This is a genomic window from Curtobacterium sp. SP.BCo (assembly GCF_051903265.1).
Taxonomy (GTDB): Bacteria; Actinomycetota; Actinomycetes; order Actinomycetales; family Microbacteriaceae; genus Curtobacterium.
In genome coordinates this window covers 1833559-1856338 of record NZ_CP194337.1, presented here as the reverse complement: position 1 = coordinate 1856338, position 22780 = coordinate 1833559, and the positions used below count along the sequence as shown (strand labels likewise).

The 22780-nt window shown below is 72.0% G+C and carries 20 protein-coding genes and 1 rRNA gene; 8 read left to right on the top strand and 13 right to left on the bottom strand.

Annotation, left to right across the window (positions count from 1 at the left end; all coding sequences use genetic code 11):
• Nucleotides 1-323: 323 nt before the first annotated feature.
• The 4 genes from ACRQ4B_RS08925 to ACRQ4B_RS08910 all read right to left on the bottom strand — a co-directional run bounded on the left by ACRQ4B_RS08925 (nt 324) and on the right by ACRQ4B_RS08910 (nt 5726).
• Nucleotides 324-1845 (bottom strand): 16S ribosomal RNA (locus ACRQ4B_RS08925).
• 736 nt (nt 1846-2581) lie between these two features.
• Nucleotides 2582-3814: a 23S rRNA (adenine(2503)-C(2))-methyltransferase RlmN gene (gene rlmN, locus ACRQ4B_RS08920; protein WP_439691082.1), complete on the bottom strand. Its 1233-nt coding sequence runs from the start codon at nt 3812-3814 to the stop codon at nt 2582-2584.
• Between the two features lie 22 nt (nt 3815-3836).
• Nucleotides 3837-4778 (bottom strand): C40 family peptidase, encoded by a 942-nt coding sequence (locus ACRQ4B_RS08915; RefSeq protein WP_439691081.1) that lies wholly within the window; start codon nt 4776-4778, stop codon nt 3837-3839.
• 180 nt (nt 4779-4958) lie between these two features.
• Nucleotides 4959-5726: a pyridoxamine 5'-phosphate oxidase family protein gene (locus tag ACRQ4B_RS08910; RefSeq protein ID WP_439691080.1), complete on the bottom strand. Its 768-nt coding sequence runs from the start codon at nt 5724-5726 to the stop codon at nt 4959-4961.
• A 22-nt stretch (nt 5727-5748) separates the two neighbouring features.
• Here ACRQ4B_RS08910 and ACRQ4B_RS08905 point away from each other — a divergent pair, with 22 nt between their 5' ends.
• Complete coding sequence (locus tag ACRQ4B_RS08905) at nt 5749-7230, top strand: PLP-dependent aminotransferase family protein (RefSeq protein WP_439694333.1); 1482 nt, start codon at nt 5749-5751, stop codon at nt 7228-7230.
• Between the two features lie 9 nt (nt 7231-7239).
• Here ACRQ4B_RS08905 and ACRQ4B_RS08900 read toward each other — a convergent pair whose 3' ends face one another.
• The 3 genes from ACRQ4B_RS08900 to ACRQ4B_RS08890 form a co-directional block, all read right to left on the bottom strand.
• Nucleotides 7240-8115: an alpha/beta fold hydrolase gene (locus tag ACRQ4B_RS08900; RefSeq protein WP_439694332.1), complete on the bottom strand. Its 876-nt coding sequence runs from the start codon at nt 8113-8115 to the stop codon at nt 7240-7242.
• Nucleotides 8116-8233: 118 nt separating this feature from the next.
• On the bottom strand, nt 8234-9280 hold the full coding sequence (locus ACRQ4B_RS08895) for a helix-turn-helix domain-containing protein (protein WP_439694331.1): 1047 nt from the start codon (nt 9278-9280) through the stop codon (nt 8234-8236).
• Nucleotides 9277-9486 (bottom strand): hypothetical protein, encoded by a 210-nt coding sequence (locus tag ACRQ4B_RS08890; RefSeq protein ID WP_439694330.1) that lies wholly within the window; start codon nt 9484-9486, stop codon nt 9277-9279. Before ACRQ4B_RS08890 ends, ACRQ4B_RS08895 begins: the two co-directional genes overlap by 4 nt.
• Before the next feature lie 221 nt (nt 9487-9707).
• Between ACRQ4B_RS08890 and ACRQ4B_RS08885 the strand changes: the two genes are divergently transcribed.
• On the top strand, nt 9708-10058 hold the full coding sequence (locus tag ACRQ4B_RS08885; RefSeq protein ID WP_439694329.1) for a GntR family transcriptional regulator: 351 nt from the start codon (nt 9708-9710) through the stop codon (nt 10056-10058).
• Nucleotides 10055-11008, top strand: coding sequence for a DUF1648 domain-containing protein (locus ACRQ4B_RS08880; protein WP_439694328.1), 954 nt, complete (start codon nt 10055-10057; stop codon nt 11006-11008). The genes ACRQ4B_RS08885 and ACRQ4B_RS08880 overlap by 4 nt, the downstream gene beginning before the upstream one ends.
• Nucleotides 11009-11418: 410 nt before the next feature.
• Here the strand turns inward: ACRQ4B_RS08880 and ACRQ4B_RS08875 are convergent, their stop codons facing one another.
• Genes ACRQ4B_RS08875 through ACRQ4B_RS08850 form a run of 6 tightly spaced genes read right to left on the bottom strand, consistent with a single transcriptional unit; the run spans nt 11419 to nt 17651 of the window.
• The gene (locus ACRQ4B_RS08875) at nt 11419-12336 is read right to left on the bottom strand and encodes a phosphogluconate dehydrogenase C-terminal domain-containing protein (protein WP_439694327.1); all 918 of its coding nucleotides are present in this window, start codon (nt 12334-12336) and stop codon (nt 11419-11421) included.
• Complete coding sequence (locus ACRQ4B_RS08870) at nt 12333-13178, bottom strand: sugar phosphate isomerase/epimerase family protein (protein WP_439694326.1); 846 nt, start codon at nt 13176-13178, stop codon at nt 12333-12335. Before ACRQ4B_RS08870 ends, ACRQ4B_RS08875 begins: the two co-directional genes overlap by 4 nt.
• Nucleotides 13175-14023 carry a triose-phosphate isomerase family protein gene (locus ACRQ4B_RS08865; protein ID WP_439694325.1) on the bottom strand — a complete coding sequence of 283 codons (849 nt, stop codon included), beginning with the start codon at nt 14021-14023 and terminating at the stop codon, nt 13175-13177. The genes ACRQ4B_RS08870 and ACRQ4B_RS08865 overlap by 4 nt, the downstream gene beginning before the upstream one ends.
• A complete protein-coding gene (locus ACRQ4B_RS08860) occupies nt 14023-14508 on the bottom strand; it encodes a ribose-5-phosphate isomerase (RefSeq protein WP_439694324.1) in 486 nt (161 codons plus the stop codon). Before ACRQ4B_RS08860 ends, ACRQ4B_RS08865 begins: the two co-directional genes overlap by 1 nt.
• Before the next feature lie 24 nt (nt 14509-14532).
• On the bottom strand, nt 14533-16257 hold the full coding sequence (locus ACRQ4B_RS08855; RefSeq protein WP_439694323.1) for a dihydroxyacetone kinase family protein: 1725 nt from the start codon (nt 16255-16257) through the stop codon (nt 14533-14535).
• On the bottom strand, nt 16254-17651 hold the full coding sequence (locus ACRQ4B_RS08850) for an MFS transporter (RefSeq protein WP_439694322.1): 1398 nt from the start codon (nt 17649-17651) through the stop codon (nt 16254-16256). The genes ACRQ4B_RS08855 and ACRQ4B_RS08850 overlap by 4 nt, the downstream gene beginning before the upstream one ends.
• Nucleotides 17652-17865: 214 nt before the next feature.
• On the opposite strand from ACRQ4B_RS08850, the gene ACRQ4B_RS08845 reads away from it, so the two are divergent.
• The 5 genes from ACRQ4B_RS08845 to ACRQ4B_RS08825 all read left to right on the top strand — a co-directional run bounded on the left by ACRQ4B_RS08845 (nt 17866) and on the right by ACRQ4B_RS08825 (nt 22766).
• A complete protein-coding gene (locus tag ACRQ4B_RS08845; protein ID WP_439694321.1) occupies nt 17866-18612 on the top strand; it encodes a FadR/GntR family transcriptional regulator in 747 nt (248 codons plus the stop codon).
• A 118-nt stretch (nt 18613-18730) separates the two neighbouring features.
• Nucleotides 18731-19381 carry a class I SAM-dependent methyltransferase gene (locus tag ACRQ4B_RS08840; protein WP_439694320.1) on the top strand — a complete coding sequence of 217 codons (651 nt, stop codon included), beginning with the start codon at nt 18731-18733 and terminating at the stop codon, nt 19379-19381.
• Nucleotides 19382-19409: 28 nt separating this feature from the next.
• A complete protein-coding gene (locus tag ACRQ4B_RS08835) occupies nt 19410-21311 on the top strand; it encodes a DUF6807 family protein (RefSeq protein ID WP_439694319.1) in 1902 nt (633 codons plus the stop codon).
• A gap of 243 nt (nt 21312-21554) precedes the next feature.
• A complete protein-coding gene (locus ACRQ4B_RS08830) occupies nt 21555-22064 on the top strand; it encodes a tetratricopeptide repeat protein (protein ID WP_439694318.1) in 510 nt (169 codons plus the stop codon).
• Between the two features lie 105 nt (nt 22065-22169).
• Complete coding sequence (locus ACRQ4B_RS08825) at nt 22170-22766, top strand: dihydrofolate reductase family protein (protein ID WP_439694317.1); 597 nt, start codon at nt 22170-22172, stop codon at nt 22764-22766.
• Nucleotides 22767-22780: the final 14 nt, after the last annotated feature.

The window sequence follows — 22780 nt, the reverse complement described above, 5'->3', positions numbered from 1 at the left end:
CATACGATCGGCACCACACTCCCCCGACACTCACGCATCAGCTTCATGCAGCCCACCGAAGAACCGTGACGGATCACTCCGCCGGCTCAACCCCCAACCCATCACAGGTCAGGAAGCCTGGTCCCTCAGGACCCAACAACGTGCACCAGCCACCCCGCTTCCCACCAACCCGTTCCCACCCGAACCCGAAAGCCCGAACGTACTGAGGTCGGCAGCTGCGCTGACGACTGCACTGTCAATGTTCCACCCATGAGCTACCGGCGAGAACGTTCGTCTCGATCCGGCGCCTGGACACCACTTCCGTGATGCCAGATGCTCCTTAGAAAGGAGGTGATCCAGCCGCACCTTCCGGTACGGCTACCTTGTTACGACTTAGTCCTAATCACCGATCCCACCTTCGACGGCTCCTTCCACAAGGGTTAGGCCACCGGCTTCGGGTGTTACCGACTTTCATGACTTGACGGGCGGTGTGTACAAGGCCCGGGAACGTATTCACCGCAGCGTTGCTGATCTGCGATTACTAGCGACTCCGACTTCATGAGGTCGAGTTGCAGACCTCAATCCGAACTGAGACCGGCTTTTTGGGATTCGCTCCACCTTACGGTATCGCAGCCCTTTGTACCGGCCATTGTAGCATGCGTGAAGCCCAAGACATAAGGGGCATGATGATTTGACGTCATCCCCACCTTCCTCCGAGTTGACCCCGGCAGTCTCCTATGAGTCCCCGCCATAACGCGCTGGCAACATAGAACGAGGGTTGCGCTCGTTGCGGGACTTAACCCAACATCTCACGACACGAGCTGACGACAACCATGCACCACCTGTACACCGACCACAAGGGGGCGACCATCTCTGGCCGTTTCCGGTGTATGTCAAGCCTTGGTAAGGTTCTTCGCGTTGCATCGAATTAATCCGCATGCTCCGCCGCTTGTGCGGGCCCCCGTCAATTCCTTTGAGTTTTAGCCTTGCGGCCGTACTCCCCAGGCGGGGCGCTTAATGCGTTAGCTACGACACAGAAACCGCGGAAAGGTCCCTACATCTAGCGCCCAACGTTTACGGCATGGACTACCAGGGTATCTAATCCTGTTCGCTCCCCATGCTTTCGCTCCTCAGCGTCAGTTACGGCCCAGAGATCTGCCTTCGCCATCGGTGTTCCTCCTGATATCTGCGCATTCCACCGCTACACCAGGAATTCCAATCTCCCCTACCGCACTCTAGTCTGCCCGTACCCACTGCAAGCCCGAGGTTGAGCCTCGGGATTTCACAGCAGACGCGACAAACCGCCTACGAGCTCTTTACGCCCAATAATTCCGGACAACGCTTGCACCCTACGTATTACCGCGGCTGCTGGCACGTAGTTAGCCGGTGCTTTTTCTGCAGGTACCGTCACTTTCGCTTCTTCCCTACTAAAAGAGGTTTACAACCCGAAGGCCGTCATCCCTCACGCGGCGTTGCTGCATCAGGCTTTCGCCCATTGTGCAATATTCCCCACTGCTGCCTCCCGTAGGAGTCTGGGCCGTGTCTCAGTCCCAGTGTGGCCGGTCACCCTCTCAGGCCGGCTACCCGTCGTCGCCTTGGTGAGCCATTACCTCACCAACAAGCTGATAGGCCGCGAGTCCATCCCCAACCAAAAAATCTTTCCACCACCAGACCATGCGGCCGGCAGTCATATCCAGTATTAGACGTCGTTTCCAACGCTTATCCCAGAGTCAGGGGCAGGTTACTCACGTGTTACTCACCCGTTCGCCACTAATCCACCCAGCAAGCTGGGCATCATCGTTCGACTTGCATGTGTTAAGCACGCCGCCAGCGTTCGTCCTGAGCCAGGATCAAACTCTCCGTAAAAAAATACAGACCCAACACCCGAAGGCATCAGACCGAGTTGAAACTGACTGTTGACTGTCTACTGACAATCTTCAATCCAAAAGGAATTGTCTCCGAACCCACCAACCAAAGCTGATGAGTCACGGGGTCAATAAATTGGCATTGACAATGTGCACGCTGTTGAGTTCTCAAGGACCAGACGCACTCCCCCGTCAACCCGTACGGGCGTCAGCAGAGAGGCTTAGGTTTCGTTGCCCGGGGAAGAACCGTGGCGGACAAGATCTCCGGGTCTGTGACCAGGTGACCGTCTCGGCCGTTCCGTTCTCCGCCTCAGCGGCAACGAGTGATTACTTTACGCAGAGGTGAACGGGAGCACCAACCCGCCCCACATCCCGGGCGTGTCGGCGGCCTGAGGCCCGGAAACACGGGGATCGGGCGACATCGTGAGCAGAAGACGTCGGGTCCGGTGCCGGCACCCGACGGTTTCTGCTCACGAAGCGGCCGGCACGCGGGCGCCGAGCACGCGGGCGGTGGGCACGCGCGACGGGCACCCGGGCGACCGGCACGCGGGCACCGGCACGCGGGCACCGGCACGCGGGCGGTCGGCACGCGCGGCGGGCACGCGGGCACCCGGCACCGGGCACGCGGGCACCCGGCACCGGGCACGCGGGCACCGGGCACGGGGCGCGACCCCGGGAACGACGAGAGGCACGGTGCGAACGCGCACCGTGCCTCCTGTCCGGACCGGACCAGCCGTCTACTCGGCCGCAGCCAACTGACCGCACGCCCCGTCGATCTCCTTGCCGCGGGTGTCGCGGAGGGTCGTCGGGATACCGGCGGCGTTGAGCCGACGGACGAACTCGTCCTGCACGTGCACCTCGGACGACGTCCAGACCGAGCCGGGCGTCGGGTTGAGCGGGATCGGGTTCACGTGCACCCACCCCTTGCCGCGCTTGTTGAGCTTCTCGGCGAGCAGGTCCGCCCGCCACGCGTGGTCGTTCATGTCCTTGATGAGGGCGTACTCGATCGAGACCCGGCGACCCGTCTTGACGAAGTAGTTGCGGGCGGCGTCGATCGCCTCGTCGGCCTTCCACTTCGAGTTCACCGGGATGAGTTCGTCGCGGAGCTCGTCGTCGGGCGCGTGCAGCGAGAGCGCGAAGGTGACCGGGATGTCCTCCTCCGCCAGCTTGTTGATCGCCGGCACGAGCCCCACCGTGGAGATCGTGATGCCGCGCGCACTCATCCCGAGCCCGTTCGGCTGCGGCGCCACCATGATCCGCACGGCGTCCATCACGCGCTTGTAGTTCGCCAGGGGCTCCCCCATGCCCATGAACACGATGTTCGTCACGCGCTCGGCGTCGACGCGGTCGTTGCCGCCCTTGCGTGGGTCGCCCCCGAGTTCGCCGGCGGCGATCGCGGCGTTGGCGCGGACGATCTGCTCGATGATCTCGGCGGTGGACATGTTCCGGGTGAGACCGGCCTGCCCGGTGGCGCAGAACGGGCAGTTCATCCCGCACCCGGCCTGGGACGAGACGCAGAGCGTGATGCGTCCGGGGTAGCGCATGAGCACCGACTCGACGAGCGCGCCGTCGTGGAGCTTCCAGAGGAACTTGATCGTGTCGCCCTTGTCCGTCGCGAGACGACGGGTCTCGGTCAGGAGCGGCGGGAGCATCCCGGCGACGAGTTCCTCGCGCTGGGCGGCCGGCAGGTCCGTCATCCGGTCCGGGTCGGACGTGTAGTGCGTGAAGTAGTGGGTCGCGAGCTGCTTGGCGCGGAAGCCCGGCAGCCCGAGGGCCTTCACGGCGGCCTCGCGCTCCGACACGGTCATGTCGGCGAGGTGCACGGGCGGCTTGCCGCGCTTCGGGGACGCGAACTGCAGCAACGGCCGGCCGTCGGACCCGGTGGCCTGCGTCCAGCCCTCGGTGCGTGGGCGCACCTGCGGACGAGCAGACTGCTGCTGTTCGAACGGGGTGCGGGTCTCGGAGGCCATCACTCCAGGATACGTGATGTCGTCAGGCGCCCGCGGGCAGGAGCCGGGCGAAGTGGTGCGCGGCCGAGTACATCGGCACGATGTCGACCGGGTCGCCGGGGTGCGGGGCCTGCAGCACGAGGCCGTCACCGAGGAAGATCCCGACGTGGTCCTCGTTGTCGTAGACCACCAGGTCCCCCGGCTTCGCCTCCGACTCCGGGATCGTCGTCGCTGCCGCGTCCTGCGTCGGCACGTAGTGCACGAGCGGGATGCCGACGGCCGCGTACGCCACCATCGTCAGGCCGGAGCAGTCGATGCCCGAGTGGCTCGCGCCGCCCTCGACGTACGGGTCGCCCATGTACTGCAGCGCGGTGGACACGATCGTCGCGCGGTCGCCGCCGGCCGAGAGCACCGCCGAGATGGCGTCCTCCGCCCGCTGGGTGCTCACGCCGAACTTCGTCACGATCGTCGGGTAGGACACGATCGTCGTCGTGGTGGTCATGCCGTCGGTCTGCACGACGGGGACCTGGACGTCCCGGGCGACGGTGTACCGCTGCGTCTCGACCTGCTGCGAGGTCGTCGTGCCGTGGTGCGCGTCGGTCGACGGTGTGGCCGCGTTCGCCGGCATCGCGAGCGTCAGGCTCGAGGTGACGGCGAGGGCCGGTGCCAGGAGGATCGCGGCGCGCTTGGCGTTCGCCGCGCGACGGACGTGTCGCGGGTCCACGGCGCGCTCGGCCTTGAGCGCGGCGGTCCGGCTCAGGACCGCCGACCCGGCGACGGCCGTCGAGGCCACCGGACGCGCCGGTGCGAGCGAGACCGTGCGGGCCGGCTTGGCGTGCTCGACGAACGTGGACCGGGCGACCGCGGGCCCGAACGCGGACCGCCGACCCCGGGGACGTCGCAGGTCGTCGTGCGGAGCGGGAGCACGGGTGGACGAGCTGGCGACTTCGGCGTCGGCCGCGGCGGGCAGTGCGTGGCGTCCCATGGTTCCTTCCGGGTCGGAGCGAGCCGACCCGAGCAGATGACGAGGTGACCCGGTTGGATAACGTATTGGTCACGAACCTGGACGCGGCTGGGCAGGTTCGGCGGGTTCCTGCGGTTCAGCACAGGATGCGGGCCGCCGCGGAGCCCGCCGGGACCGGGCTCGCGGCCGTGGATCCGACCTTCAGACGGCCGTGTGCCGCATGACGGCGGCGATCCGCGCCTCCCGGTCGGTGGCCAGGGCGTCCAGACGGGCGGCCAGCGCACGGATCGAGCCGTCCGCCTCCCTGTCCCCCGAGATGTCCCCCGGCAGCGGTGCCCCGGCCCGGACGGCCAGCGGCAGGACCCCGGCCCAGACGGCGTGGTCCTCGCCGTCGTCGATCGCCTCGCCGACGCCCGCCGCGCGGATCTTCACGCTCACCCGGTCGAGCGGGAGCTGGAGGACCTGGGTGGCGCGGACCTCCTTCGTTGTCATCTCGCGCACCTCGTCGCGGCGCCCCGGCATGAGGTGGTCGGCGACCTGCCACAGGGCCTCGGTCCGCTGGGCCTCCGGCACGACCGTGGCGTTGCCGACGACGACGGCGCTCCGGTAGTTCGCGGAGCTGTCGAACGTCGAACGGGCGAAGACCAGGCCGTCGACGTGGGTCACCGTCGCGGAGACCGGCACGCCTGCGGCCCCGGCGTCGAGGAAGAGTCCGCCGCCCGTCGAGCCGTGCAGCAGCAGGACCGGCCCGGCACCGAGGTCGCCGACGCCGCAGAGGAACGGCAGCACGAGCGGGTGGCCGCCGCGGACGAACCCGACGTGGGCGACGATCGCCTCGCGCAGGATCGCGTGCAGATCGGCGGGGTCGTGCGACTGGCGGTCGCGGAGGCGCCGGACCGTCATCGACGGGGTCGAGGCGGCGGTCGCGTCGTCGGTGCCGGCATCGGACTGGAGGCTCGTGGTGCGCATGCGGGCAACGCTAGGGTCGGAAGTGGTCCGGTTCGTGGACCAGATCGGCAGGAGTCGGGTGGACCAGTCCAGGGATCGGTCCGGGAAGACCGCCGGCGTGGTCGCGCGGGTGCGTGCGCTCGTGCAGGACGGCACGCTGACGGCCGGCGACGCGCTGCCGTCGACCCGGGTGCTCGCCGCGGAGCTCGGCGTCGCGCGCGGCACGGTCGTCGCCGCGTACGAGCAGCTCGACGGCGAGGGGTGGATCCGGACCCGGCAGGGGGCCGCTGCACGGGTGGCCGCGGGGGTCGGCGCGGCCGGACGTGCGTCGGTGCCGCACGGTCCCGGGGTCAGCAGTCCCGCGGTCCGCGGTCCGGCGCTTCACGGCCCCGCGTCCGCCGTCCCCGCCCCGTCCGTCTCCTCCCCGCCGGGCCGTCTGCTCGACGCCCGCCCCGGGACCCCCGCGGTCACCGCCATCGCGCCGAAGGACTGGCGGGCCGCCTGGCGTGCCGCCGCCGACGCACCGCTGCGGAACGCGCTCGCCGACCCCGCCGGGCTGCCGGAGCTCCGTGCGCAGGTCGCCGCACAACTCGGGCTGAGCCGGGGGTTCGCACCCGACGTGGACCGCGTGCTCGTGACCGGCGGCACCTCGGAAGCGCTGTCGCTCGTCGCCGAGGCGCTGCGGAACCACCTCGGGCGCACGCCGCGGATCGCCGTCGAGGACCCCGGGTACCGCTCCGGCCGCCGGGCGATGACGAGCGCCGGTGCCGACCTCGTCGGGGTCGTCGTGGACGAGGACGGCATCGACGTCGACGCCCTCGCCGCAGCGGGACCGGTCGACGCCGTCGTGGTGACCCCGACCCACCAGTACCCGCTCGGCTCGGTGATGCCGGTGGCTCGGCGGCACCGACTGCTCGCCTGGGCGGGCCGCACCGGGACGCTCGTGGTCGAGGACGACTACGACTCCGAGTTCCGGCACCGCGGCGCCCCCGTCCCGGCCCTCGCCGCGCTCGACACCGCCGGGGTCGTCCTGCACGTCGGCGGGTTCTCGAAGACGCTCGACCCGCGGGTGCGCTGCAGCTACGTCGTGCTCCCGTCCGGCCCGGTCTCCGGCGCCGTCACGGCCGCCCGCACGGCGCGCGGGCCCGTGGTCGCCGAGACCGTCCAGGTCGCGCTCGCGCACCTGCTGCGGACCGGTGCGCTCCGTCGGCACCTCGGTCGGGTCCGCCGCGACTACACGCACCGGCGCGAAGCGATCGCGACACGACTCGCCGGGGTCCCCGGCCTGGAGGCACGAGCGCTGAACGGCGGTCTGCACGCGGTCGTGACGTGGTCGGGTCCGGCGACCGCACGGGCCGTCGTGGCCCGGACGGCGCGGTCCGGCGTCCTCGTGAGTGCGCTCGACGAGTACGAGGTCACACCCGGCAGCGCCCCGGCCGGCGTCGTGCTCGGCTACGGCGGGCTGACGCTGCCGGAGCTGGACCGGGCGATCGACGCCCTGCTCGGCGCCCTGGCGGCCCGCTGACGGCGTCGGTCAGCCGCGCTGCAGGTGCTCCCGGACGCGGGCCTGCACGGCCGGGGCGCCGGGGTGGTCCCAGAGCGCGAAGTGCGTGCCGCCGGGGAGCGTGACGAGTTCGGCACCGGGGACCTCGGCGGCCGCCCGGGCGCTGTGCGACGGGAGCACGTCGGTGTCCGCGTCGCCGTGCACGAGCAGGGTCGGCACCCGGACGTCGGCGAGCCCGAGGTCGTCGATGGCACCGAGGTTCCGGACGTCGGCGTCCCACCCGTCCCGGTGCGGGCCGGAGGTGTTGCCCGTGCCCGCGAGGTCGAGCACGAACGACCGACGGTCCGGGTCGCCCAGGACGCCGTCGACGTGCTCTCGGAGCGCACGGCCCCGCAGCGAGCTCACACCGCCGACGGCCGTGCGCACGACGAGCCGAGGGAGCAACTGCGCGGCGAGCCGGGCGAGCACGGCGCCGAACCGCGTGCCCCCGACGAGTCGCTCGGGTGTCGAGACCTCGGGTGGGGCCCAACGCCCCGTCAGGCCGGCGGCCACGACGAGCGAGCGCACCCGACCGGGGTGTCGGACGGCGAACCGGTAAGCGGCGGGCCCGCCACCGGACCAGGCGAGCACCGCGGCCCGGTCGATGCCGAGGTCGTCGAGCACCGCGGCGTAGAGGTCGGCCTCGTCGTCGAGCGTCGCGGCGCCGGAGCGGACCGGCGTCCCGAGGTAGCCGGGTCGGGAGATCGTCACGACGCGGAACTCCGACGACGGCAGGAACCGCGCCATGATCGCGGCGACGTCGATGCCCCCGGGGGTGCCGTGCACGACGAGGACCGGGGTGCCGACCCCGCGGACGGCGACCTCGGCACCGGCGGCGGTCGCCGTCGGGCACGTCTCGGGCTGCATCACCCGAGGGTATCCGCGCGACCGATGGACGGGCTGGGCGGGACCACGGGACGCGCCCCGCGCCTCCCGGCCCGCCTGATGGTCGGCACAGGACCGACCGGAAGCGGCCGGTGGACCGTCAGCCGCCTGTCGGGACCCGCCGCTCCGGACGGTCGGCGACGGCGATCAGCCGGCGGCGGCCGCGGAGGGTGTCACCGGGGTACTCGCCGTACGTGCTGAAGTACGCCCCGGAGAACCGGCCCATGTGCCGGAACCCGCAGGACTGGGCCACCGCGGCCACCGAGGTCTCCCGTGCGTCGGCGAGCTGGAGGCCGAGCCGCGCCTTCTCGAGCCGGAGGTCGCGGAGGTACCCCATCGGGGTGCTGCCCTCCTGGCGCTGGAAGGCCTCCTGCAGGGTACGGACGCTCACCTCCGCCGCGACCGCGATGTCCGTCGCGGCGAGCGAACGGTCGAAGTGGGCGTACATGAAGGCCTTCGCGCGGGCCAGCGTCCCCACCGGCACGCTCGCCCCCCGCGCTTCGGGGACCGGCCGGAACGCCTCGAGTGCCGCCTCGGCGAGCCGCAGGTCGAGCACCGCACGGTCGCCGTGCACGACGCTCACGTCGAGCATCGGGCGGGCGATCTCGCGCAGGACGGCCTGCAGCGGGGCGAGTCGCTCGGTGCTCACGGTCACCGGGAACGCGAGCGGCATCGGAGCGGCGTCGGAGCCGACGACGGCGACGGCCTCGAGGAAGTCGGCGTCGAAGTGCACGAGGTGGACCGTCCCGGGGGCGGCCGTGACGTGGAAGGGACGTCCGGCGGGCAGCATCACGGGGACGCCCGGCTGCAGCGACACCGCCTCGTCGAGGTCCTCGTCGATCGTGACGTTGCCCTCCACCGACCACGCCAGGAGGTACTGCCGCTGCGGCGCGAGCACACCGACGCGACGCACGGAGACGGACGAGGTGCGCAGGCTCACCCGGCCGTCGCCGGTGGCCCGGTAGCGGAAGCCGAATCCGCGCCCGTCCAGGACGAACGCGAGGTCGGGGCTTGCGTAGACGTCACGGTAGAAGGCGATCGCCTCGTCCGGGTCGGTGCCGCTGCGGACGGTCTCGCGGACCGAGGTCTGGCGGAGCTCCTCGGTCGGGACGTCGTCGAGCGGGCCGTCGGCCGTCGCGGTGCTCACGCCTGCTCCGTGCGGGCTCCGGCTCGTGCACCCGGTCGGCCGTTGCCGGACCAGCCGGCACCAGGACGGTTGCTGCTCACGAGGTCGGCGAGGGACGGTTCGGCCTCGACGGGCAGGACCCATCCGCGGCGGGTCGCCTTCCGGAGGTGTCGGTAGGTCGTCACCCGCACCGGCTGGACGTCGTCGTTGGACTCGTACGTGGTCATGTCGCGCTCCCTGTCCGCGACCCCGGCTTCCGCACGACCGCACTGCGGCCGGTTCCAGGACTGGCCTCGGGGTCTCGGAGGGTGTCAGGGAGCGCCACGAACGGCGCAGAGAGAGATCGTCGTTGGACACGACGCTACGCGGGTCCTGGACACCGGCACGGAGGGGGCACTCAGGCCGCGCGATCCGGACGTCAGGCACATTGTTCACATACAATGCAAACATGTTGATCACCGTCGACCCCGCAGCGAGGGCATCACTCGCCGAGCAGGTCGCCGCCCAGGTCCGGTACGCCATCGCCCGCGGTGAGCTCCGGACCGGGGAACGCCTGCCGTCCGCCCGGGACCTCGCCGCCGCCGTCGACGTCAACATGCACACGGTGCTCCGCGCCTACGCCCAGCTGCAGGACGACGGGCTCATCGAGCTGCGTCGCGGCCGGGGGGCGACCGTGCTCCGGTCCGGCAACGCGTCGTTCGACCGGTTGCGCACGCTCGTGGCGGAGCTCCGTGAGCAGGCGGAGACCCTCGGGGTCCCGCTCGACGACCTGTACGCGATGATCAAGGGGGCACGATGACGACACGGACGATGGGGTTCGGAGCACGGACGGCGGTGGTCGCACCGCCAGTCGCGCTGGCGGTGGCGCTCGGCGTCGTGGCCGCCGTGGTCGGTCCGACGCTGCCGGCACGGATCCCGACGCACTTCGGCGCGGACGGCACGGCGGACGGTTGGGGCTCACCCTGGCCGTTCTTCGGCATCACGGCGGCAGTGGTGCTGGCCGCGGTCGTCGTCGCCGGCAGCGCACTGCGGTTCCGGGACCGCCGGACCGCCGCGATGGTGACGCTCGTGCTCGACCTGCTCGCCGGGGTGTCCGCGAGCGTGTGGGTCGTGCTCGCGCTCCTCGCCGCGGCAGGACGGGCGAGCATGCCGTGGTGGTGGACCGTGGTGTTCCTCGCCGTGGCGGTCGCGGCAGCCCTCCCGCCGGCGCTCGCCCTGCTCCGCACCGCTCCCCCGGTGCCCGCGCACGAGGTCGATCCGCTCGCGGTGGCACCGGACGCCCGGATCGCCTGGCGGGCCGTGGCCGGGAGTCGCTGGTTCGCCGTGCTCGGGGTCCTCGTCGTGGCGGCCGGGGCCTGGGCGACCTGGCAGACGGCCCGGGAGGACACCGGCGTCGCGGTGGTCACGGGCGTGCTGATGCTGCTCGCCGGGCTGACGGTGATCGCCCTCGCCCGGGTCGAGGTCACCGTCGACCGGCGCGGGATGCGGCTCACCTCGACCTGGACGCGGATCCCGCTCATGCGCGTGCCGCTCGAGCGCATCGAGTCCTGCGGGTGGGAGGACGTGTCGCCGGGGCAGTGGGGCGGCTGGGGCTACCGGATCTCCGGTCGCGGGGTCGCCTACGTGGCGCGCTCGGGGCCGGGCATCGTCGCCCGGCTGCGCGGGGGCGGTGCGCGGGCGGTGACGGTCGCGGACGCCGAGCGCGGTGCCGCGGCGCTGGGCGCGCTGCTCGCCGCGCGCGGGCGGTAGCGCGGGCGCGGCCGCGGGTGCGGCGCGGCGCGGCGCGGCGCGGCGCTTGGTGAGCAGCAATCGTCGGGTGCGGTCGCGCCACCCGACGGTTGCTGCTCACCATCCACCGGCCTGGAGGCACGGGGCCGGCCCGCCCCGCGCCTCCAGGCCGGCCGCGGTGCAACGCGGTGGCGACGTCGGCACGGCTGGTGACGGACGCGACCGCGGTGGGCGGGTACGGGCCGCAGTCCGTGCCGGACGCGACGGACCCGCGGCAGCACTCGGAGGCAGCTGCCGCGTGGTTCGCCGCGTCGGTGGCGGCCCTCACCGTGCCCGGCGTCGCGACGATCATCTGGCGGAGGTATGGGGGCCACGGGGGAACGCCCCGCCGGAAGGGGGTCGGCGGGGCGTTCCGGTCCGGGGAGTCCTGATCAGCGGCGCACGGCGTCGATCTTGAGCATCTTCGCGATGACGGAGTCGAGCTCGCTGTCGTCGAAGACCTGCTTCCAGTCCTCCTTGATGAGCTTCTCGCGGCCGTAGCCCATCGCGATGTGGCAGGCGTCCGAGAACGGGTTCGAGCCACGGAGACCGTTCGTCAGCGCGATCCAGGTGTGGCCGTACAGCATGGCGCGGGCGGCCTCGCGGGGCACGCCGACGCCGGTGACGGTCTCCTCGAGCGCGTCGTTGAGGAAGTCGCCGATCATGCACGCGATGGTCTCGACCAGGGTCGGCTCGAGCACGGCGAGCTGCTTCACGGTGACCCAGTGCACCCGGATGACGGGCGCGTACATGGTCGTGATGACCCCCTCGGCGACGGCCTTGGCCGTGTCGCCCTCGTCACCGAGCGACTCGGACGCGTCGAACGCCGCGATGACCTCCTGCGGGGCGGCGATGCCACCGAAGGTGTCGTCCCACTCCTCCTTCGATGTGCGCTCGAGGAACACCGACGGGTGGCACGGGTGCGCCACGGCGTAGTGGATGTCCTCGCGCTTCGCGAGCAGCCCGGCGTACGCGGCGGCCGGGTCGAGCGTCAGGATCGTCGCGCCGGCCTTCATGGCGGGGACGAGCTGCTCCGAGATGCTGCCGAGCAGGACGTCGGGCACGGCGAGCACGACCACGTCGGCGGCCGCGGCGGCGTCGAGGCTGTCGGTCAGCGTCCGCCCGAGGGCCTCGATGCGCTCCTGGCCGGCGGGCGAGGCCTCGCTGTAGAGCGTCGTGTACTCGCTCTTCGCGAAGTTGTTCGAGACGCGGGTCCCCATCTTGCCGCCGGCACCGATCACGGCGACGGTGACGTCGGCGGTACCGGACCCGGCAGCGACGGTGTGGGTGGTGATGGCGGTGTCGATCATGATTCCTTGCTCCTGATGTAGTCGATGGTGTGCTCGGTCCACGCCGCCTCGATGCGGGTGGTGGTCTGTGCGGGCGTCTCGCCCTCGTGCGGCTCGGCGCCGGCGGAGGCGTCCTGCCAGGGCAGCCAGAACTCGATGACCCGGTTGACGCCGCGGGTGTGCGGGTCGACCGCGGCGCGGACGGCGTCGTAGTCGAGGATCCCGGTGCCGGTGCGGACGCCGGTGTACTGGAAGCCGACCCAGCCCGGCGACCGGGTGAACCCGGAGTCCTTGACGTGCCAGTTGCGTGTGTACGGCGCCGCGGCCGCGACGACCTCGTCCGGGTGCTCGAGGCGTGCGACGGTGTTCGCCGGGTCCAGGCAGATCGCGAGGTGGTCCGAGCCGATGGCCCGGACGACGGCGACGAGGTCGGCGGTCGCCACCACCTCGTAGGTCTCCAGGGCGAGTGTCACACCGGCGGCCTCGTAGGCGGGGAGGGCCTCACGGAGTCGCTGCTCGGTCGCGCGGGCACCGGGCAGGTCGTCGCCGGCGCTCCACATCGACCGGACGAGCGTCGCGCCGAGCCGCTGCGCGACGTGCAGGTACCGGTGGAGGTGCGCCGGGTCCGTGCCCCGGGTGCCGACCTCGAGCGCGAGGCCCAGGTCGTCGGCCAGCGCACGGATCGCCGCGAGCCGCTCGTCCGACGCGGTGTCGAGCGGCAGGTGGTCGCAGATCTGGACGAGGTCGACGCCGTCGTGCGCGGCTGCGTCGCGGAGCACGTCGTCGAGGGACATCGGTTCCGGGACGCGGTCGGACATCCGCCAGGTGTAGGCGTACGTGGAGAGGCCGAGCAGGGAGGTCATGCGGCCACCGCCAGCGCCTGGGCTTCGTCGAGGATCGTGCGGATCGCGGCGGGATCGTGCGCGAACCGGCCGAGGAACAGCCCGCCTATGCGGCCAGCGCCCCGGGTGAGCAGGCCCGGACCGGCGCTGCCGCCGTAGACCACCGTGCTGCCCTGCAGGTCCGTCCGCGTCGCGAGGTACCGCTCGACGCCGGTGAGCACCGCGACGATGTGGTCGTCGGGCGCCGGTGCCGGGGCACCGATGGCCCAGACCGGTTCGTACGCGACGGTGATCGGTCCGGTGAGGCCGTCCGCGGTCGCCGTCGCCAGGAAGCGGTCGAGTTGCGCGGTGACCTCGTCGACGGCAGCCGTCGCGTGGGTCGCCGTCGCGTCGCCGGCCGTCGTCTCCCCGCTGGCCGTCGCCGCGTCGCCGGTCCCGCGCTCCGTCTCGCCGACGCAGATGAGCGGCCGGAGTTCGTTCCGGAAGGCGGCGTGGACCTTGCCGGCGACGTCGTCGTCCGACTCGTGGAACAGGGAGCGCCGTTCGGCGTGTGCGATCTCGACGAGGTCGACCCCGATCTCGCGGAGTTCCCGGCCGGACACCTCGCCGGTGAACGCGCCCTCGTCGGCCCACGCCAGGTCCTGCGCGCCGAGGAGCACCGGGGTGCCCGCGAGCACGGAGCGGACCGGCACCAGCGACGGGAACGTCGGGACGACGAACAGCTCCACCGTGCCGGACTGCACCGCCGGGTGCTCGCGGGCGATGTCGGCCACGGCGTCCGCCCACGACAGGGTCCGTGCGTGGCCGAAGTACATCTTGAGCGACACCCCGATCGTGATCGGGGCGGCTGCCGCGGTCCCGGACATCAGGCGTCGGTCCCGACCGGTGCCGAGCCGTCGTAAGCACAGATGGCGTTGACCTTCTCGGCGCTGGCGCTCGCGGGGTCGAACGTGTAGCCGAGCCACTCCTTCGCCATTCGGCGGGCGACCTCGATGCCGACGACCCGCTGGCCCATGCAGAGCACCTGGGCGTCGTTCGACAGGATCGAGCGCTCCACCGAGAACGAGTCGTGGGCCGTCACGGCACGGATGCCGGGGACCTTGTTCGCCGCGATCGCGACGCCGAGCCCGGTGCCGCAGATCAGGATCGCCCGGTCGGCCTCGCCGTTCGCGACCAGGCGCGCGGCGTCCACGGCGACGTGCGGGTACGCGGTGTGGCCATCGGCGTCCACGCCCACGTCGACGACGGACGCCACGCGGGGGTCCTTCGCGAGGTCGGCCTTGATGACCTCCTTGTGGTCGAAGCCGGCGTCGTCCGAGCCGACGACGATGCGGAACTGCTGCTCACTCATGCGGGTGTGCCTTTCGTGTGGGGGTCAGGCGCGGACGGCGATGATCGACAGGACCGCGTCGGTGATGAGCGCGAACGAGACCGCACCGGCGTCCGGGGTGCCGACGGCGTCCTCGCCGTGGGTGCGGGCCCGCCCCATCCGCGGTAGCAGGTCCGCCGTGGCGTCCGCCGCGATCTGCGCGGCCGCGGACGCCGCGGACCAGGCATCCACGAGCTCGTCGCCGGCCGCGACGCGGGCGGTGAGTACCTCGTCGAACGGCACGAGCGCGTCGACCATGGTCTTGTCGCCGGGGACGGCGCCGAACGCGAGGACCGCCTCGGTGGCGGCGTGCACCGCGCTCTGGACGGTGGCGGCCGACGGACGGTCGTCGTCGCCGAGGACGCGGCCCAGTGCCTCCAGGGCGGCTCCCCAGATCGCGCCGGAGGTGCCGCCGGCCTTGTCGGACCACGCGTCACCGGCGATGGCGAGGACGCTGCCCGCGCCGGCGCCGCGCGCGGCGGCGTCCTGCGCTGCGGCGTCCGCGGCGGTGGACCCGCGTTGCATGCCGATGCCGTGGTCGCCGTCACCGGCGACGGCGTCGATGCGCCCCAGTTCGTCGGCGTGGGCGTCGATGGTGCGGCGGATCGCCGAGACGGCGTCGGCAACGGTGCGCGCCGACTCCTGGGACTCGACGGTGCCCGGGGTGACCGGCGCCTGCTCGTCGGCGGCGAGGACCTCGGGCGCGACCTGGTGCTGCGGGACGGCACCGCCCTTGCGGTACGCGGGGCTGTCGGCGGGAGCGGCCCAGAGCTGTTCGAGTTCTTCGTCGAGCCAGAACAGGGTCAGCGAGACGCCGGCCATGTCGAAGCTCGTGACGAGTTCGCCGACCTCGGGCTCGACGACGACGGTGCCCGCGTCGGCGAGCTTCCGCTGCACGGCGCCGAAGACGACGAAGAGCTCCTCGTACTTCACGGAGCCGAGGCCGTTGAGGATCGGGACGACGCGCTGGCCGGCGTGCGCCCCCACGGCCTCCGGCAGCTCGGTCAGCAGCGTGTCGACGAGCAGGTCCGCCAGGCCGTCAGCGGTGGGGACGTCGGCCTCGGCGATGCCGCGCTCCCCGTGGATGCCCATGCCGATGGCCATGCGCCCCTCGGGGACGGTGAAGAGCGGCTCGTCGGCGCCCGGGAGTGAGCAGCCGGAGAAGGCGACGCCGAAACTCCGGGTGCGGTCGTTGGCGCGGGTGGCGATCGCGGTGACGGCGTCGAGGTCGTCACCGCGTTCGGCGGCGGCACCGGCGACCTTGAAGACGCAGAGGTCACCGGCGATGCCGCGGCGCTTGTGGGCCTCGGCGCTCGGGGCGGAGGCGACGTCGTCGGTCACCCGCACCGTGCGGACGTCGATCCCGCTGTCCGCCAGTGCCCGCGCCGCGGCGTCGAAGTTGAGCACGTCGCCGGCGTAGTTGCCGTAGCTCAGCAGTACCCCTCCGCCGTGCTCGGACGCCTTCGCGACCGCGGTGACCTGCTGGGCGCTCGGGCTGGCGAACAGGTTGCCCATCGCCGCGCCAGCTGCCAGGCCGTGGCCGACGAGTCCGCCGAATGCCGGGTAGTGGCCGGAGCCGCCGCCCACGACGAGCGCGACGGTGCCGTCGGGGCTGGTCGTGGAGCGGGCGACGCCGCCGTGCACCTTCCGGACCCGGGCGCGGTTCGCGGCGACGAAGCCGTCGACCATCTCGTCCGCGAAGTCCGCGGGGTCGTTGAACAGGCGGGTCATGCGCCGGCCTCCTGGGTTGTCCGAGGAGCAGCTCCGGCGTCGGCTGCGGCCGCGGCCGCTGCGTCGTTCCGCTTCGTGCTCCGGCCGAGCACGAACATCAGGACGCTCGACAGCACCATGAAGAACCCGACGATGAACATCGGCACCTGGTACCCGCCGGTCCACTCGCTGACCGCGCCGGTGATGTACGGAGCAGCGAAGCCACCGAGGTTGCCGATCGTGTTGATCAGGGCGACGCCCGCGGCCGCGGCGGCACCGGTGAGGAACTGCGTCGGCACCGTCCAGAAGTTCGGCAGGGCGGCGAAGATCGAGCAGGCCGTGATCGCGATCACCGCGACGGTCGCCGCCGGGCTGTTCATGTAGAGCGCGACCGGGACGCTCAGCCCGCCGACGAGGGCCGGGACGGCGATGTGCCAGACCCGCACGCCGCGGCGGAAGGCGTCCCGCGACCAGAAGTAGAGGACGACCGCGGCGGGCACGTACGGGATCGCCGTGATCAGGCCCTTCTGGAACAGGTCGAACGTGGTGCCGAACTGCTCCTGGAACCCGTCGACGATCGTCGGCAGGAAGAAGCTCAGGGCGTAGAGACCGTAGATGAAGCCGAAGTACACCGCGGCGAGCATCCACACCCGACCGGAGCCGAACGCCGCCCGGAGGCCACCCTTGCCGTGGCCGGTCCCCTCCTTCTGCCGGTTCTCCGCGGCGAGCGCACCCTCGAGCCAGGTCTTCTCGTCCTCGTCGAGCCACTTCGCCTGCGACGGCTTGTCCTTGAGCACGAAGAGGCACAGGACGCCGACGACGATCGCCGGGATCGAGACGCACAGGAACATGAAGCGCCAGCCGGCCAGGCCGCCGAGCAGCCCCTCGTGGGTCATCAGCCAGCCGGCGAGCGGCGACCCGATGACGCTGGTGAGCGGCTGCGCCAGGTAGAACAGCGCGAGCATCTTGCCGCGGTGGCGTGCCGGCACCCAGGTGGACAGGAACAGGATCGCGCCCGGGAAGAACCCGGCCTCGGCGACACCGAGCAGGAAACGCAGGCCGACGAGCTGCGGGTAGTTCTGCACCCACGTGAAGAGCAGCGAGACGATGCCCCACGTGATCATGATGCGAGCGAGCCAGACGCGGGCGCCGAACTTGTGGAGCGCCAGGTTCGACGGGACCTCGAGCACGAGGTAGCCGATGAAGAACACGCCCGACGCGAACCCGAACTGGGCTGCGGTGAGTCCGAGGTCGGCCTCCATGCCGTTCGGCGCCGCGAAGGAGATCGCCGTGCGGTCGAGGAAGTTGATGAAGAACATCAGTGCCACGAACGGCACGATGCGGATCGCGATCTTGCGGATGGCCGTCTTCTCGACGACCGAGGTGGGGATGCCTCGCGTGGCGGGGATGTCCACGATGACTCCTGCTCGGTGGGGATTGTGCGACTCCGGCCGTGCTGCTGCGCCTCGTGCCGGAGCGGGCGCATCGGTGCGCCGGATCCAGTGTGCGCGGCCATGGCCAAGTTGTCAACCGGTTGACCAAATAGTCGGCAACGGCGGCTGCCGTCCCGGCGCGTGGCCGCGGCCGTGCGTCCGGCGGAACCGGTTGACCGGACGGTACGCTCGCTGCATGCCCGCGTTCAGCCCGGACGACCCCCTCAACATCCGCCTCGAACTCGAGTCGGTACCCACGGGATCCCCCGCCTCCGAGGTCGCTCGACAACTCGTCTCACTGCTGACCGCCGGCGACCTCGCGCCCGGCTCGCGACTGCCCGCCGAGCGGGTCCTCGCCGAGCGACTCGGGGTCGGGCGGTCCGCAGTCCGCGAAGCCCTGGCCGCGCTCGAGATCCTCGGCATCGTGCAGATTCGCCCCGGCTCGGGCACGTACCTGCAGGGCGGGACGTCCGACCTGCTGCCGACGACGCTGTCGTGGGGGCTCATGCTCGCGTCCGATCGGACGCGGGAGTTGCTCGAGATCCGGTCGTCGCTCGAACGGACCGCCGCGATCCTCGCCGCCCAACGTGCGACCCCGGAACAACTCGACGAGCTCCAGACCTACCTCGACCGGCAGCACGACGCGCTCGACGACCCCGACGCGTTCATCGACGCCGACGTCCGGTTCCACGTGCTGCTCGCGCGTTCCGCCGACAACGCCGTGCTCGCCGACCTGCTGCAGAGCCTCCGCTCGATGCTCAGCGTCTGGGTGGAGCGTCGTGTGCAGACCCGCCAGGCGACCGAGGCCGCGTACGACGAGCACCGGGCCATCCACGAGGCGCTCCGCACCGGGGACGTCGCGGCGGTGCAGCAGGCGATGGACGCGCACATGGCGACGGCGAGCGCGCGCCTGGAGAACGCGGGACCCGTCGCGGGTCCGTGACACACGGCCCCGGAGGCGCGGCCTGGAGGCGCGACGGACGCCCGCCTCGCCGCTCGCGTCGTTGCCGGGTCGGCAACACCGCTTGGACCGACACCCCTCCGTGCGGTCCACTTGCGGGATGCACGCACACGACCGCACCCCGTCCGCGTCCGCGTCGCTCCGCGACTGGTGGGAGGACCGCTACGCCGAGCGCGACGGCATCTGGTCCGGTCGGGTGAACGCCGTGCTCGCCGACGTCGCGCCGTCGCTGTCGGCGGGACGCGCGCTCGACCTGGGCTGCGGCGAGGGCGGTGACGTCGTCTGGCTGGCGGAGCAGGGATGGGCGGCCACCGGCGTCGACCTCTCGGTGACCGCCGTCGAACGCGCGTCACGAGCTGCGGTCGCCGCCGGCGTTTCCGAGCAGACCGCCTTCGTCGCGGCGGACCTCGCCACCTGGACGACGGCAGCCCGGTTCGACCTCGTCACGACGTCGTTCCTGCACTCGTGGCCGGTTCCGATCCCCCGCGACGCGATCCTGCGACGGGCGGCCGGCTTCGTCGCCGAGGGCGGGCACCTGCTCGTGACGGCGCACGCGGCCCCGCCGCACGCCGACCTGCCCGAGGAGCTCCGGTCCTACCGCTTCCCGACGCCGGAGGAAGACCTCGCCGCACTGGGTCTCGGCGACGACTGCGACGTCCGCGCCGCCGAGCTGCGGCCGCGCACGACGACGACACCCGAGGGCGAGCCGCACGAGGTCGTCGACAGCGTGGTGCTCGTTCGACGGCGGTGATCGCAGTCGACCGCGGTAGCGTCGAGGAGTGAGCACTGACGCCGCGACCACGCGCCGCCCCGGCGTGGTGCTCGTCGGGGCGCGCGGCTTCGGCCGGCACCACCGCGCGAACATCGACCGGCTGGTCGCTGCCGGCGCGTGCACACTCACCGCGGTCGTGGACCCGGCGATCGGCTCCGCCACCGACGGCGGGGTACCGGTCGTCCCCGACGTCGCGGCCGCGACGCTGCTCGGCCCCGTCGACGCCGTCGTCGTCGCGGCACCGATCGCCGCACACCTCCCGCTCGCGCTCGCGGCGCTCGAGGCCGGGGCCGACGTGCTCCTCGAGAAGCCGCCGGTCACCACCCGCGCGGCACTGACCACCCTGCTCGCGGCGTCCCGTCGCACCGGCCGCGTCGTCCAGGTCGGCTTCCAGAGCCTCGGGTCCGACGCCATCGCGGCGTTCCGCGACGGCTCGCTCGTGGGACGGGTCCGGTCCGCCGCAGCCGTCGGGACGTGGACACGAGACCAGGCGTACTGGGACCGCTCCGGCTGGGCGGGGCGGCGCCGGGTCGGTGCCGTGGAGGTCCTGGACGGTGTCGTCGCCAACCCGCTCGCCCACGCCGTCGCGACCGCGCTCGCACTGGTCGGCTGCCGACGCGCCGAGGACGTCGCCCGCGTCGAGGTCGAGCTGTTCCGGGCGAACGCGATCGAGGGCGACGACACCTCGACCGTGCGGGTCACGACGGCGTCCGGACTCGAGGCGACCGCGGCACTCACCCTGTGCGGACCGTCCGAGGTGCCACCGACCGTCCGGGTGCGGGGCACCGACGGCGCGGCGGTCCTGGGCTACACCGAGGACGTCGTCACGCTCGACGGCGCCACCCGTCGGCTGGGCAGGACCGACCTGCTCGAGAACCTCCTCGCGCACCGGTCCCGCGGTGACGCCCTGCTCGTGCCGCTCGAGTCGACCGGGGCCTTCGTCGAGGTGCTCGAGGCCGTCCGCGCCGTCGAACCGGTGCAGATCGACCACCCGTGGGTGACGTGGACGGGCGACGGACCCGGACGACGACCACTGGTGCGCGATGTCGAGGCAGTCGTCGACCGGGCCGCCGAGGAGCGCGCGCTCTTCTCCGAGGTCGGCGCCCCGTGGGCCCACACCGCACGCGACGAGGTGCTCCACGAGCTCGTCGTCGACGGCGTGCGGGTCGCCGAGGTCCTCGACGGTGCGGGCACGATCCCGACGTCCTCGCCGCGACCGTACGTGCACCCGGTGCGGACCAGCGGCGGCACCGTCGTGAGCGCGCACCACCCGGCGGACCACGACTGGCACTGCGGCGTCGGGTTCGCGATCCCGGACGTCGACGGCGTGAACTGCTGGGGCGGTCGCACCTACGTGCGCGGCGAGGGGTACGTCTGGCGGCAGGACCACGGCGACGTCACCGTCCCGCACGCCGAGCTGCACGGTCCGACGCTCGCGCAGGAGATCGTCTGGCGCGGTCCGGATCGTTCGGTCGTCCTGCACGAGGACCGGTCCCTCGCCTGGCGCGCGGTCGACGGCGGGTGGGAACTCACCTGGTCGTCGTCGTTCCGGACGCCCGGCGACGGGATCGTCCGACTCGGGGGTCCGGGCAGCAACGGCCGGATGGGTGCCGGCTACGGCGGGTTCTTCTGGCGGTTCCCGCCCTGCACGGACGTCTCGGTGCGCACGGCAGCGCACGACGGGGAGGACGACGTGCACGGCTCGGTCGCGCCGTGGGTCGAGTGGTCGGCCGTGTTCGACGGCGGCCCGGCGACGATCCGCCTGGAGGCCCTCGACCACCGCGACCCGTGGTTCGTGCGCGCCGCCGAGTACCCGGCGATCGGGTCGGCCCTGGCGTGGAGCGAGCCGGCACTCGTGCGTCCGGGCATCCCGCTCGTGCGGTCCTTCCGCGCGACCATCAGGGACTGAACGGCACCCGCCGCACCCCGGCGATCGCCGCACCGCGGGCCGAACCGTGCATGGACGGCCGAACCGCGCGAAGGAGGCGGATTCGGGCATACCTGACCGGAACGTTCGACCTGCTATGCGCGGTTCCGCTTCCCACTGCGGCCGTCATGGGAAGGAACGCGCACGGCGACGGCGACACCACCACTCGGTCGCCACCCGACCGCGCACCCGATCCGCACCCGCACCCGCCCGTACGCTGATCCGATGACCGACACCGACTGGGAGGCCCGGGTCGCAGCGCTCTGGGCCGACGACACCATCGACGACGAGGCCCGGATCGACCGCATGCGTGCACTCGCGGCGGACGCCCCGCACCCCGCACTCGGCGCGTTCGAACTCGGCGGTGCGCTCGACTCCGGCGGCCACGAGGCCGAGGCAGACGTCCACTACACGGCCGCGACCGCCGCCGGCCTCGCGGAGGTCGACCCCGACCGTGCCGCACGGATCGTGGTGCAGCACGCGTCGACGCTCCGGAACCTCGACCGCACCGACGAGGCGATCGCGATGCTCCGGGACGCCCCGGTCCACCCCGCCACCGGGGTCGCTCCGCGGGTGTTCCTCGCACTCGCCCTGCACAGCGCCGGACGGTCGGACGAGGCGCTCCGCGTCGCGATCGAGGCCGTCGAGCCGACACTCCCCCGCTACAACCGGTCGGTCCGTGCCTACGCCGCCGCGCTCACCGAACCCGAACCCGAAGCCGAACCCAGGCCCTGACCGGAAGCCGAGCCCGGACCCGAACCCGAACCCGGACCCGAACCCGAACCCGAACCCGAACCGGCGTAGCCTCGGCCCCACCACCCGCCGACGAAGGAGTCCGCGATGCCCGCACGGTTCGTGTACTGGATGAACGTGTCGATCGACGGCTTCATCGAGGGCCACCCCGACGAGCACGACACCGGCGAGGCTCCCGACTGGATCCGCATCGACGAGCAGCTGCACCGCTTCTTCAACGAGCGGGCGAAGGCGATGACGATGGGCGTCGAGGGCCGCGTGATCCACGACATGATGGACCCGTTCTGGCCGGACGCCCGGTCCGACGCTGCACTGCCCGACTACCTCCGCGAGTACGGCGAGATCTGGACCGAGCAGCCGAAGATCCTGGTCTCCCGTTCCCGGACGGCGGCCGACCACAACACGACGATCTACTCCGAGGACGCGATCGCCCGGCTCGCCGAGCTGCGTCGCTCGTCGGAGGGCGACATCGGCGTCGGCGGCGCGGACGTCGCCACGCAGCTCCTCGCCGCCGAGCTCCTCGACGAGTTGCTGCTCTTCACCCACCCGGCGGTCCTCGGCGCGGGCCGTCCGCTCTTCGACACGCTGCGGCGGCCGCTGCAGCTGGACCTGCTCGAGCAGCGACGCTTCGACAACGGTGTGACGATGCACAGGTACGCCATCCGGCAGGACACGACCCCGTGATCGACTGACCGCGA